The following is a 13,033-nucleotide window of genomic DNA, read 5'->3' as shown; positions in this document are numbered from 1 at the left end:
AAATAATTTTAACAAGCAGCGGTTAAAACATGTCTAATAATTACCGGGGGAACCGATGAAGCTCGTCAGCTTGTTCGTACTTATGTTGAGCGCATCGCAAGTGTTTGCGGACGCGAAAACTCTTAAAATCAATGCATTGGATTATCAAGATCGACTCTACGGTTTCTGGCTTGGGCAAAGCATTGCCAATTGGAGTGGTTTGGTTACTGAGATGGATAAGGTCGGCAATATCGGTGAGATAAAAACCGGCGCGTTTTATACGCGCGATGACTGGGGCAAACCTGACCAGCCCAGCATTTGGGGACAGGGCATACCCAGTGACCTGTCCGCAAGCATCGATTTTGTATTCGCCGCTCCAGGGGGCGTGTGGGGAGCGGATGACGATACCGATATTGAGTTTATCTACCAGCACTTGCTCGACCAGCATCAAACCAGCATTTTGACGCCCGGGCAGATACGTGACGGCTGGTTGACGCATATCTATGCCAGCGATGAACCCACCCCTTATGGCAAAGACCCTGCGGGCGACTATGAGAATTATCTCTGGGTATCGAATCAACGTGCTTATGACTTAATGCGCGCTGGTCTGTTACCGCCGCATACGGGTACGCAGGAAAATAACGAACACTACGATATGATTGACGCCCAATTAACGACCGAAATATTTGGTCTGTTCGCTCCTGGCAGGCCAGATGTGGCGTTGCGTATGGCGGACTTACCTATTCGAACGACCGCGGACGCAGAGGCCGCAGAGATCGCACGCTTTTATGTCACGCTTTATGCTCTGGCCGGTGGCGTAGACAAAGGTGCGCCCACTAAAAATGTTTTAATGTGGATGGCCGATTCGGCTCGATCTGCACTCAGTGATGATCAATATCCAGCCGCAATGTACGATTTTGTAAAAGGCCAATACATTGCGGGCATACCTTGGGAAGACGCGCGCGATGCTATTTACCAGCGCTATCAAGTTGAGCAACAAGATGGCTACGACCTGACATCGCGCAACCTGTATTGCAACGGTTGTTTCGCAGCCGGAATAAACTACGCCGCGAGTTTGCTGAGTTATTTTTACGGTGAGGGCGACATTAAACAAACCATTAAGATCGCTATGCTGGCCGGCTGGGACTCTGATAACCCTGCGGCTACCTGGGGTGGCATGTTGGGGTTTATGTTAGGGCGCGAGGGGGTTGAGCAAGCATTTAATCGTCAATTCGCCAGTGTCTTTAATATTCATCGTACCCGCCGTCAGTTTGACCACAACGGCCTGTACACCTTCGACCAGATGGCCGGCATGGGCATTAGTATTACCGAGCGTGCCCTGACAGACTTGGCTCATGCTGAGGTTCGTGGTGATCATTGGCTGGTACCTGTTCACAATTTTCCCACATTGACTCATTGAAGGATGCCGACATCTTGTAGCGTCCCGGCTAGCTGTTGCGTCTGATAGCGCTATCAATTTCTTGTGATGTATACGGTTACCTGGGTAAAAATTGTTCCATTATTGCTGTTAGTGTGATTCTCGTCACAGAAAAAGCTTGAAATACCACTATTATGCGCCGTTTTTACAATGGCGCTTGATGCGAGCTTTGTGTGTGAAATGGTAGCGCTAACATGTCGCCCTGAAGAAAGGTAAGGTGCAGTGATTTATTCCAGTAACTATGGCGCGCGGTGGCATTTGTCGTGCGCTCAATCGATGCCTCGGGCCTATGGCCGTTTGGTAAACAAACACCGGACAATGACGGTCAACTGTCATGGTGCCGCTAAAGTGCTAACGGCAAAGAGTGCCACTGCGGATTCATTTGCTCGTCGCTTTTATCTTTGCGATCCGGACGAGGGCGGCATAGCCGTTTTGCCTTATGGTGACGGAAATACCGAGCCATCCATGTTCGATTTTTCCGTCGGTGATGGGTGTTTGGTTTGGGATACCTGCTATCACGAGGTTGATGCTCGCTTGGTTGTGACCTTGGCGCAGCAGGACAACGTAGAACTCTGGTCGGTTACGCTGGCCAATCGCAGCGCGGCGGCGCGTCATATAAAATTGTATCCGGCGTTCTCATTCGGTCAGTTGCGCTCCAAAAATAATTCTGCAGAATACCGGCCCGATCTGGAAGGTATTGTGGCAACGTCTGTTGTTACTCAGTCTCACCGCGGTGAGACTGAGTGTCGTATTCAGCAGCGATTTGTGTTGCACGAATTTCCGCCGGTGACTTGGCAGTGCCGGCAGGAAAATTTCTTAGGCGGTAAAAGTTGGCAGCACCCTCAAGCCTTAGATCGGGCGGAGCTCGATTGCGACGCGTCCCACCAGTGGTCCGAACCCATGGCCGCTTTTCACTACGATGTAGATTTGGCGCCAGGCGAGGCTAAAACGCTTCGCTTTATGGTGGGCGAGGGCGAGAGCAAAACCGCTATTTTGAAGCTTCGCGATAGATACCTATACCCGGCAGGTTTCGCGCGTGTGCTATCAGACAATCAGGCAATATACCGAGACACTCATCAAAGCATTCAACTCGACAGCCCGGAGGATGCGTTTAATCACTTCACCAATCACTGGCTTGCGCAACAAGTGTTAACAGCAAAAGCCGATGGCTTGCGTGAGAAGTTGGCGAATACCTTGTCTTTGGTTTTTGTAGATCCAGCTCAGGCGAGGTGCAATATATTGCAGTTTTTGGAGGAGGGCCGGTTGAACGTAACGACGCCTGTATCGGGTTTTGCGCAGTGCTGCGCCGAGCTGATTATGGTAATCGATGCGTACCAGGAGGAGACGGGGGACGCGGCATTATTGCGAGAGCTCATTGACGTGCGACGAAAGCGCGTCAGTGTTTTTGAGTGCCTGAATACAGTGGTACATGGTTTAGTCGAACAGATTGACGATCGAGGGCTGCTCGATACCCGGCGTGGTGATGAAGACGGAGCCAATTGGCGCTCTTTGCGTGCATGTGCCAGCGCGACTTTTTCTGGCGTATTTACACTTGAGCGGTGGGCCGTGATTTGCGAAAAGGTCATGTTGCTGCAATCGCTAGGCAAGGAGTACCGTGCGCACTGCGACAGTTTACGCAGCGCTGCCGTACAGTATTTGTGGTCTGGCGATTGGTTCGCTCAAGGGGTATCTGTGCGCGGTAAGCGCCAGGGGGAAGTTGCTAGCCATGAAGGTAGAATACATTTAAAACCACAAAGCTGGGCCCTTTTGGCCGGGTGTGGCACCTTGGCTCAACCAATAGTCGCGTCTGTGGATAAACATTTGAAAACCGAATACGGCTTGCTGAATCTTTGGCCGGCTTATACAAAATTGGATGATGAGTGGGCGAGCTGGCTGGCCTGGCAGCCAGGGTGTGGCTTGAACGCTTCGCACCTGTCTTCGGATTCGGCACAATACGCCTATGCTTTGTATGAAATTGGTGAATCGGAGCGAGCCTTTGAAGTTCTGCATTCGGTATTGCCCTGTCTCCATCAAGACGATCAGGAGCAAGGTGCCACGCGGCGATTGGGGGTGCTTCCGACGTACATTCCGGATTACGTTACTGGCCCCGTTGAAGGTGATGAAAGCTGGTCCGGCAGGGCAAGTATTGCGCCCAGTACATTTGCCAGTGGCTGGGTGTATCTTGCATTGGAGCGGGGCTTACTGGGCATTCGCGGAACGGATAAAGGCTTGCAAATAAACCCGCAGTTGCCCATGGCTTGGTACGGTTTGAAGGCAGTCAAGCATATCCGGGGAGCCATACTTTATTTGTCGATCGAGCGTGACAATACTTTGGCGGAGTCGCAAATGTGGGTTGATGGTGAGCTGCAAAAGAGCCACACGATCGAGAAGCTGGAGCCTGGGCGGCGCTATCAGGTAGAGATTGCCTTGGCGCGAAGCAGGTCTGTAGCCTTAGGCTTGCCAAGACTTGTTGTCGGCGAAGCCTAGGATCGCGCATGTATTGCTGCTGTCCGCGGCAAAGCCTCTGGCCACAGCGACGCACTTAACTCAGCCCAGTGCTCATAGCAAACGTGGCCTTTCGTGTGTTCAGCTACTTTTGTCGGCGTTGCTCGCTGGGCCTATTGTTACTCTGAGCAGCATGCATTCTGACCCCGCTGCCACTTTTTTGTTGTTTGTAGCCTGTTAAACTACAGCCTTGGGCAGTGGCAGCGAGAGTATTTCTATGTACGACGGCGAACGCATTAACAGTATTACCCATTTAGTGGGTGCCGTTTTAGCGCTGGTAGGTTTTGGTGCGCTTTTAACCATCAGCATTCAACAGTGGGACGCGGCGCTGATTGCGAGTTTTACTGTGTTTGGCATAACGTTGATACTGCTTTACACCATGTCCACGCTTTACCACAGTTTCCGTTCTCCCAAGTTAAAAGCGGTATTTCGCCAACTCGACCACGTATGCATTTACTTGCTGATAGCTGGTACCTACACCCCCTTTATGGCCGTGACGGTCGGCGGAACCACCGGCTTAATTATGTTGGTGGTTATCTGGGCGCTGGCGGTGGTGGGCTTACTGTTGGATATATTACCCAAGCGACGTATCAAATGGTTGCAAATTACCATCTACCTGGTGATGGGGTGGGTATGTGTGGTCGTCTACCACGACTTGTCCGCCGGGTTTCCCGCTGCTGGGTTAACCTGGCTATTTTTAGGCGGGGTGGCCTACACCGTGGGAGTGATTTTTTATGTGCTGGATGGTCTGAAAAAACTTAAGCACGCCCACGGTATTTGGCATATGTTTGTGTTGGCGGGTTCTTGTTGCCATTTCGTATCGGTTGTCGCTTACGTGCGTTAAGTTGCCTGGACGATTTCTGAAGTGTGCTGATGGCGCGTACGCGCACTTTTAATCACCGTCAGAGCAAAGGCTAAAGCCAGAACAAGCAAGCTTATATTGACGCCAAGGGCGGTGCCCGAAAGCGCGTATTGACCAAAAACCACGACGTGGGCGATTGCGGTAGCTGCCAACAATAGAGCGCATGCCGCCTGTAAGCGTCGCTTGGCGTGGGGGTGGCTGTCGACGATTTGTGCCCACACCATTGCCAGCAAAATCGCGCCCCAGAAGATCCCTATCGAGGTGATGCCAAATCCGATTGAGGCGAGGGCGCTGGCACTTAAGCCAACCGGAGTTCCCCACACTATGCCGGTCCAAAGGTTGTTGAGCGCATCGCGCTTTTTGCGTTTACTCAGCCATATATTAATACCGCTTACCGAAATGACCGTTAAGGCGAGTCCCAGCAGAGCGTAGACCCATTGCACCCACTCACCGCCAAAATGCCCAAAGTGGATACGATACACCGAGAAAATGGCTTGTCGGCCCGCATCGCCATCTGAGAAACCGACCTTGTCCATGTAACTACCGGCGCTGTCAAAGCGATATTGTTCCGCGTAAATCAACCGGCCCGGGTGAGTCGCGCCCACCATAATAAACTGCTCCGGTGAGTCGATGCCCTCAATGGTGATATACAGTGGTGTGGCCTCGGGGGCTATGCTGTGCATTTGTGCCAGAGCCCGACCCACCTGAGCCGCTTGTGGCGGTTGATCGAGTTCAGGCTCCGCGCCGTAAATGGCGGGTATGACTTCACCTAAATCGCCGTCATAAAACGCATTGGCCGCGACATAGCCAAATAAATTAGCTAAACCGAAAAACGCCCCGGTTATCGCGATAGTCAGATAAAAGGGGGCGCCCCAAACGCTCAGCCGATTGTGGACATCGGCCTGCTGTAAGCGTGGTGAGGCCTTGAGACGCAATGCAAACGCGTCTTTAAAAATACGTGGGTGAGATAAGAAACCGGAAATGATCAGGCCGCATAACATGGCGCCCAGTATGCTCACCACAATCATGCCAAAGCTGGTGGGTAGATGCAGGTACAGGTGTAAATCGGTGAGTACATGGGTCCAGTCGTGGGCGACTTTTTCCCCGAGTGTACCGTCGGCGTTTACAAACCAGCCCTGCTCATCGTCAGCCACAACCAGGCGCGGGTTATCCTCGGTTGGCATCAATACGTAGCGGTGATGGTGGTGATCTCCATCATCGGTTGCGTCAGCATCCACCTGCGCAGTTTGCGCGACAAGAGCGTCATAAGCGCGCTGCGCTAAGTCGCCGCTAACAGCGCTAACGGGCTCGACACGCGGCTGCTCCCAGCGTTCAAACTCAGGGTAAAAAACCGCAATGCTGCCCGATAGGCAGACCAAATAAAGCATTGCGCCCATGGCAATACCGAGCCACGAGTGACTGCTTAGCGATTGTTTAACTAAGCTTGGGGAAAGTAACTGTTTCATAGGCATCACACGTAAATAATGGCGGCACCAAGTGCGCCGGCCAAAGCAATAGTGGCGGATGGACGATATTGGTTTGGGTCTGCACAGAGCCAATAGGCGGCCGCGCCCCAAACAACGGGAGTAAGAAATACGGCCAACACAATGGCATTGACCGGTGAGGTGGGTAACCAGGTGGCAAGTCCCATACAAAAGAAAGCGCTACTAACACCCGCGAGCACAACGCCGCCGACCACCCGCGCGCTGTGGCGCAACAAGGCGGTGAATGAAGGGCGCTGCAAACGCTCGCGACCTTGTATTTTAACTTTTTGCCGGCGGGTGTCGGCGGTAAAGGCCATGACAACCCAGGCCAATATCGGCAACAGAATTAAGCTAAATGTTGTGCCAAATTCGGTTCCGGCAGACTGTGACCAGCAAGCGATGGCGCCGGCAAGGGCAATCCAGCCAGAGGCCTTAAGTGCGGTGGAGCGGCCCACTGAGCGCCAAGAAACATAAAGTGTCGCGACGCTTGCGCATACCAATAAAATCGCTGCGAGGGAAAAGTACATACATAGATCTCTTTGTCGGGCTGGTGACCAGATTGCATTCGGCGCAATGACTGTCGCGGATACTCGTCAGTGCATACATGCTAATGATATTGATTCGTAATAGCAATATCTAAAGAAGGGGATTTGCAGTAATCATAGTGAGGTGCGGTTTGGCAGGGCTATTCGGTGTTCATCTTTTTGGGCCAATAACGGCTTTTAAGTGCTTACTCGGCGCCACAAGACCATTTAACGTGGCCGCCACATCACGACTGCAACGTCTTGTTGAGAGCGCTGCGCCACTCATTGAGTTGAGTTGTGCGTATGGCTTCTGACATTTTGGGCACGGCAAGGCGTTCGAGTTGCCAGCGATCGGTGATGTCATCCAACCCCTGATAAATCCCCAATTGTAACCCCGCTAAAAATGCGGCTCCTTGTGCGGTTGTTTCTGTAATACTGGGCCGCTCGGCGGAGCAGCCGGTAATATCGGCCAGCGCCTGCAGTAGCCAGTTATTGTCGATCATGCCGCCGTCAACGCGCAGGGTTTTAATGGGCATCTGCGCATCTTCTGTCATCGCCTGTAGCAAATCGTATGTTTGATAACAAACAGCTTCGAGTGCGGCGCGAGCGATCTCGGCTCGGCCACTGTCGCGGGTCAGGCCGCAAATGCTGGCGCGGGCGTCGGGTTGCCAGTGCGGGGCCCCTAGGCCAGTAAAGGCTGGCACCAGATACACGCCTTTATTGCTGGGCAGGCTTGCTGCTAGTGCTTCTGTGTCACTGGCGTTATTGATAATGCCGAGCTTGTCGCGCAGCCACTGCACTGTGGCGCCCGCCATAAAAATAGACCCTTCGAGGGCGTATTGCGGTACCCCAGCCAAGCGATAGGCCGTGGTCGTCAGCAGGCGGTTGCTGGACGGCTGGGCGGTGTTGCCTGTGTGCATCAGCGCGAAGCAGCCGGTGCCGTAGGTGCTTTTAATCATGCCTGGGCTGAAGCACCCCTGACCTATCATTGCGGCGTGTTGGTCTCCGGCCACACCAGCAATAGGTAAGTGCCTACCGGCGAGCCCCTCGGTCGCCATCCCGAAATCCGCCGCGCAATCTTTTACCTCTGGCAGCACCGATGCAGGAATATTAAAAAGTTTTAATAAGGTGTCGTCCCACTGTTGGGTATGGATATTAAACAGCAATGTGCGCGATGCGTTGGTGGCATCGGTAGCGTGCACCTTACCGTTGGTAAATTTCCAAATCAGCCAGGTGTCTATCGTGCCAAAGGCTAACTCGCCGCGGCTTGCTTGTTGGCGGGCGCCCTCCACGTGATCGAGAATCCAGGCGAGTTTGCTGGCGGAAAAATACGGGTCGAGCAATAACCCGGTGCGGTCGGTAATATCGGGTTCTTTCCCGGCACTTTGCATGGCCTTGCAGGTCTCGGCCGTGCGTCGGTCTTGCCACACAATAGCGGGATAAATGGGTTCGCCGCTGGTGCGATTCCACACCACTGTAGTTTCGCGTTGATTGGTAATGCCAATGCCGGCCACAGCGTCACCGCCTGCCAGTTGCGCGAGTGCGTCGCGACATACCTGCGAGGTGACCTGCCAGATTTGCATAGCGTCGTGTTCAACCCAGCCATCGGCGGGGAAGTGTTGATCAAACTCCTTTTGGGCACGACTTTTAACCTCGCCGCTGGCACTGAAAACCATGGCCCGGGAGCTGGTTGTGCCCTGATCTATCGCCAATATATTGGGGGTCATAAGAGTTTCCTTTACACAAATGATTCATCTACTAAGGCAAGCATAGTCGCCCTCTAACTCAAAAAACAGTGGGGGGAATCATCGGATAAATATGACGTGTAAATCCTCCGTAATGCAAAAAAGATTTTGACGAAGTTCGTGTGGGTTGGCTTTTGCGCAAGCGCTTACCTATAAAAACACAAGAAATAGTACTTATACCGATAAAGTGGCGAGAAATTGTGTGTTTTAATGAATCGTCTGTATCGTTCATGTGGTTTAGGACCAACTTATAATGAGCATGTGTGAAGCATCGTGATCATAGAGAGCGTGGAGAAAACTATATGACATGGAATCAGCGAGTGGCATTGGTTACGGGGGTGACCTCCGGTATTGGTGAAGCCACCCTTAAACGATTCGTTGCATTGGGAGTGAAAGTGGTTGGTTGTGGCCGTCGTCGCGACAAGCTTGATGCGCTTAGTGATGAACTGGGCGCAGCATTTTTTCCTGTACAGGGGGATGCGGCTCAGTCGTCAGTGATTGATGCTATGTGGCAGGCGTGCCAGGAGCAGTTCGGTGATGAGCCAGATTTGGTGGTGGTAAACGCCGGTCGCGGTTTGGGCGGTTCGGTGCTAAGTGCAAATTTGGATGAGTTTGCCGAGGTGCTTGAACTTAACGTAAAGGGGGCGCTCTACTTAATGCAGAAGGCCGGTCAGGCGATGGTGCAGCGTCAACCCAAGTGTTTCCCTGACCGGGCCGCCGATATTGTGGTTATTGGTTCAGTAGTGGGACGTAATTTGTCGCCCTTTAGCGCAGTCTATGGCTCATCAAAATTTGCAGTGCATTCATTGGTGGAAGGTTTGCGCAGGGAAATTGGCCCCAAAGGTGTCAGGGTAACTCTAATCGAGCCGGGGTTGGTCTTAAGTGGTTTTCAGGCTGGGGCCGGTTACAGCGATGAACTGGTGGATGGTTTTAAAGAAAAGTTTGGCCCGCTGCTCTACGGTGATGATATTGCGCGCAGTATTGAGTTTGCAGTCGGTCAGCCTTCACATGTACACGTTGGCGATATACTCATTAGGCCCACCCGACAGGATTACCCTTAGTCATTTTTCACGGAGACATGTGTGAGATTATTGGTTGTTGTATCCATTGTCGCAATCTGTGGGTGCGCCCAGCAAGCTAAGCAACCCCCATTGGTAGTCGACAATGATTCTGCAACGAAGCAGACCACGCGCTGTATGGTGACTCGGGCCCCGGTTGATGATAACCAATACGAATCAAAATGCATAGAAAGCGCCTACCGCACTAATTCAAATGAAAACTGGCTGGCATGGTTTGTCCGCGAAAACTTTATCGACGAGGCATTTCGCAAAGCGTTTGACAATCTTTTTGGGGTGGATGATTAGAAACTCTAACCCACCGGCCGCGTAGGGATAATCTGAATATGATAGGGTTTGGCGTGAACAGGAGCTAACGGCAGATTGCCGATAAGGGATGAAATAAGTGATGACCACTAAGCGTATCTATATTGGCTTGATGATTATGGGTTTGCTACTTGGACTGGTTTTTGTGTTGGCTGGAAATGAAGCCTCGGATGTGGATTCTTTAGAGAGGCAAGGTGGTTCTGAGTATGACAATCCGGCATCGTCGAAATTGCCTGACCAACATGAAAGTATAGTTTCTGCTGTGACCGAAGGTGATCAAGAACCGAAACAACGGCCTCAAACTGACCCTGACACCCGCAATCCTTTTGACGGAAACACCGACAAAAACGGGTACGAACATTACTCGATTGCGGAGTTAGAGTCTTTGGCTGAGGCCGGAGATGTATACGCCATGCTGGTCTTACTGGAGGCTTATGGGGGAGCTTTGCAGCTTATGGGTACTCCTGCAGATATTAGGAGTACTATAACTAAGATTGAATCGATGGCGCGCAAGGCCGTCATTTTCGGTGACAAGCAGGCTTTAGCACTTGTCGAAGAAAATAATACTCAAGCCCCCATTTTTTACTCTGATACATCAACAGACAAACAAAAGTCTGAGGCCATGATTGATGTGCTTGCGCTTTATGAGTTTGCGGGTATGCGTGGCGACTTGAGTAGAAGGTTCTACGGCTACACCTCTTTTTTTGACCACTTTTGGCCCGAGAAAACGTCCATAACCGCCGAGGAAAAGCAGGCTATTCGAAACCGAGCCGAAGAAATCTATCGCGCCTATGAAGATGAGCGCATAGAGTTAGGGTTGGGGCCGTTTGACAATAGCGTCAAAGATAAGGACAAGAAGTTTAATTTTTCGCTCGATGACGTGTAATTGACGCGAAATAATAGCTTTTCGACAGTGCAAATATTCCAATAGTTGATTGTGTCAGACGTCCGACATCAGACGTCTGACACAATTTCCCGTACCCCGTACCCCGTACCCCGTACCCCGTACCCCGTACCCCGTACCCCGTACCCCGTACCCCGTACCCCGTACCCCGTACCCCGTACCCCGTACCCCGTACCCCGTTCACCAAAACCGAATATAAATCCCCACAATTATCCCCACAATAATTACCGAGTGAATTACATCCCATTTGCTGATGCCGGCGCGAATTTCGGCACGCTGTTCGGGTGAAATTGAACTGTAGGTAATGCCGGCCAACTGTTCTTCAGAGGCCTGTTTGGTAAACATGCTGACTACCAGTACGATCACGCTAGGGGCAATAAACAAACCGATGCAGTAGTAAAGCCAGTTCACTGATACCAGAGAGTGCAATAAACCATCCGCGGGCAAGCTATCGGAGAATATTTGCAACACCAGGCGGAGCATGCCCAACACAAATCCGGCCACTAACCCAACAAACCCGGCCGTGGGGGTAATGCGTTTGGAAAATACGCCCAGTAAAAACACCACGGCTACGGCGGGGGCAATGAGCGATTGCACTAACTGCAGGTACTCATAGAGTACATCCGCGACCAGCTGCATAACCGGAATCCAGACAATACCCAGTGCAACAACAACCAAGGTGGCAATACGGCCGACCTTGACCAAATGCTGTTCGCTGGATTCGGGTTTGTAACGCTTGTAAAAGTCGATGGTAAAAAGGGTGGCCGAGGAGTTGAACAATGAAGCCAGCGAGCTCATTAAGGCGGCAATCAGCCCGCCAATAACAATTCCTTTAACACCTGCGGGAAGCAAAGTGGAGACAAGCGTGGCAAAGGCTTCGTCCGGGCTCGACATTTGAATGATGCCCTTTTCGTTCAGCGCATAGGCAATCATACCCGGGAACAAAAAGATAAAGACTGGCAGAAGCTTTAGGTAACCTGCGAGAATAGTTCCGCGCCGGGCGGCATCAATACCGCGCGCCGACAACACACGCTGCACAATGTACTGATCGGTACACCAATACCAAAAGCCGATAATAAGGGAGCCGAATACGACACCGGGCCAGGGGAAGTCTGGGTCAGAGGCGGGGCGAAACAGCTGCATTTTCTCGCCATTGATGCGCTCCAGCTCGGCAAAGCCGCCGACGGCATCGAGTCCGGCCACCAAAATAACGACCGAGCCGATGATCAGCACCGGTGTTTGAATAACCGACGTCCAGAGTACGGCTTTCATACCGCCCATAACGGTGTATATACCGGTCACGACAACCAACCCAATTGCGGCCACCCAAAAGAAGTCAAAGCCCCAAAGGGTTTCGATGCCCAGAACGGTTTGTAGCACCACACCACCGGCGTAGACGGTCACCGAGACCTTGGTCAATACATAGCTAATCAGCGAAATCACCGACAGAAAGGTGCGAGCCGAGGTACTGTATCGGCGCTCCAGAAACTCCGGCATGGTGTAAATACGGCTCGACCAGTAGAAGGGGACAAACAGCCAACCCAATAGAATAATGATAAAAGACTGCAACTCCCAGTGCGCCATGGCCATGCCGGTTTGAGCGCCGGCGCCCGAAAGGCCGACCAGATGTTCAGAGCCAATATTAGAGGCGAATATAGAGGAGCCAATCACCAGCCAGCCGGCGCTGCGACCAGCCAGAAAGTAGTCGGTGGTGTCGCGCTCTTTTTGCAGCATGGCAACCAAAACGGTGCCTGCAAGAACGATAAAGAACAAGCCGAGCACCCAGTAGTCCAGTGTGGCGAATTCAATCATGGGGCAATCCTTCCATTATTGTTGTTGTGAGCTACCTTAATATAAGGCTAACAAAAAGTATATTGTAGTATAATAGTTTGTATGACTATAAGTCATGTGTGGTGTGTCGATCTGAAGTGTCTTTCGCCTTCTATGCTCCTGATTGTAAAAGATAAAACCCAGGTTTGGTGGGCTGGGAGGGTAGCTGCGGGTGTTCAGTGGCACCTGATGTAAGATAAATTCTTGGTTCTATTCATAAGATAAATTGTTTATTTGTAGCTATTGACAGCCAGCTTACGGAGTATTAGCATTCAAATTGTAATACAAATGGCTGTGATTAATCGCAGAGGCTGTATAGCATTTTACGGTTCTCCCACCGTAGATTGTGCCCAAATTTACAAATAATAAGTTAGGTGCGA

General features: G+C 51.7%; 10 protein-coding genes. 6 read left to right on the top strand and 4 right to left on the bottom strand.

Going from position 1 to position 13,033, the window contains the following annotated elements; genetic code table 11:
- Window positions 1–55 precede the first annotated feature (55 nt).
- From QWI17_RS15485 to trhA, 3 genes are all read left to right on the top strand, one after another.
- The gene (locus tag QWI17_RS15485) at window positions 56–1,399 is read left to right on the top strand and encodes an ADP-ribosylglycohydrolase family protein (protein WP_302723426.1); all 1,344 of its coding nucleotides are present in this window, start codon (window positions 56–58) and stop codon (window positions 1,397–1,399) included.
- Between the two features lie 240 nt (window positions 1,400–1,639).
- On the top strand, window positions 1,640–3,904 hold the full coding sequence (locus tag QWI17_RS15480) for a GH36-type glycosyl hydrolase domain-containing protein (protein ID WP_302723425.1): 2,265 nt from the start codon (window positions 1,640–1,642) through the stop codon (window positions 3,902–3,904).
- A gap of 235 nt (window positions 3,905–4,139) precedes the next feature.
- On the top strand, window positions 4,140–4,766 hold the full coding sequence (trhA, locus tag QWI17_RS15475; protein ID WP_302723424.1) for a PAQR family membrane homeostasis protein TrhA: 627 nt from the start codon (window positions 4,140–4,142) through the stop codon (window positions 4,764–4,766).
- Here trhA and QWI17_RS15470 read toward each other — a convergent pair.
- From QWI17_RS15470 to glpK, 3 genes are all read right to left on the bottom strand, one after another.
- Complete coding sequence (locus QWI17_RS15470; protein ID WP_302723423.1) at window positions 4,763–6,250, bottom strand: PepSY-associated TM helix domain-containing protein; 1,488 nt, start codon at window positions 6,248–6,250, stop codon at window positions 4,763–4,765. The two genes, trhA and QWI17_RS15470, sit on opposite strands and share 4 nt — an antisense overlap.
- Window positions 6,251–6,255: 5 nt before the next feature.
- Window positions 6,256–6,795, bottom strand: coding sequence for a hypothetical protein (locus QWI17_RS15465; protein WP_302723422.1), 540 nt, complete (start codon window positions 6,793–6,795; stop codon window positions 6,256–6,258).
- A 242-nt stretch (window positions 6,796–7,037) separates the two neighbouring features.
- Window positions 7,038–8,519 (bottom strand): glycerol kinase GlpK, encoded by a 1,482-nt coding sequence (gene glpK, locus QWI17_RS15460; RefSeq protein ID WP_302723421.1) that lies wholly within the window; start codon window positions 8,517–8,519, stop codon window positions 7,038–7,040.
- 320 nt (window positions 8,520–8,839) lie between these two features.
- On the opposite strand from glpK, the gene QWI17_RS15455 reads away from it, so the two are divergent.
- The 3 genes from QWI17_RS15455 to QWI17_RS15445 all read left to right on the top strand — a co-directional run bounded on the left by QWI17_RS15455 (window position 8,840) and on the right by QWI17_RS15445 (window position 10,805).
- Entirely contained in the window at window positions 8,840–9,598 is a 759-nt protein-coding gene (locus QWI17_RS15455) for an SDR family oxidoreductase (protein WP_302723420.1), read from the top strand.
- Window positions 9,599–9,619: 21 nt separating this feature from the next.
- Window positions 9,620–9,901 carry a hypothetical protein gene (locus QWI17_RS15450; protein WP_302723419.1) on the top strand — a complete coding sequence of 94 codons (282 nt, stop codon included), beginning with the start codon at window positions 9,620–9,622 and terminating at the stop codon, window positions 9,899–9,901.
- A 100-nt stretch (window positions 9,902–10,001) separates the two neighbouring features.
- The gene (locus QWI17_RS15445) at window positions 10,002–10,805 is read left to right on the top strand and encodes a hypothetical protein (protein ID WP_302723418.1); all 804 of its coding nucleotides are present in this window, start codon (window positions 10,002–10,004) and stop codon (window positions 10,803–10,805) included.
- A gap of 198 nt (window positions 10,806–11,003) precedes the next feature.
- On the opposite strand, the gene QWI17_RS15440 is transcribed toward QWI17_RS15445, so the two are convergent.
- Window positions 11,004–12,635, bottom strand: coding sequence for a sodium:solute symporter (locus QWI17_RS15440; protein WP_302723417.1), 1,632 nt, complete (start codon window positions 12,633–12,635; stop codon window positions 11,004–11,006).
- Window positions 12,636–13,033: the final 398 nt, after the last annotated feature.

Source organism: Gilvimarinus gilvus (assembly GCF_030518155.1).
Classification (GTDB): Bacteria; Pseudomonadota; Gammaproteobacteria; order Pseudomonadales; family Cellvibrionaceae; genus Gilvimarinus; species Gilvimarinus gilvus.
This window is presented reverse-complemented; position numbering and strand designations above follow the sequence as displayed.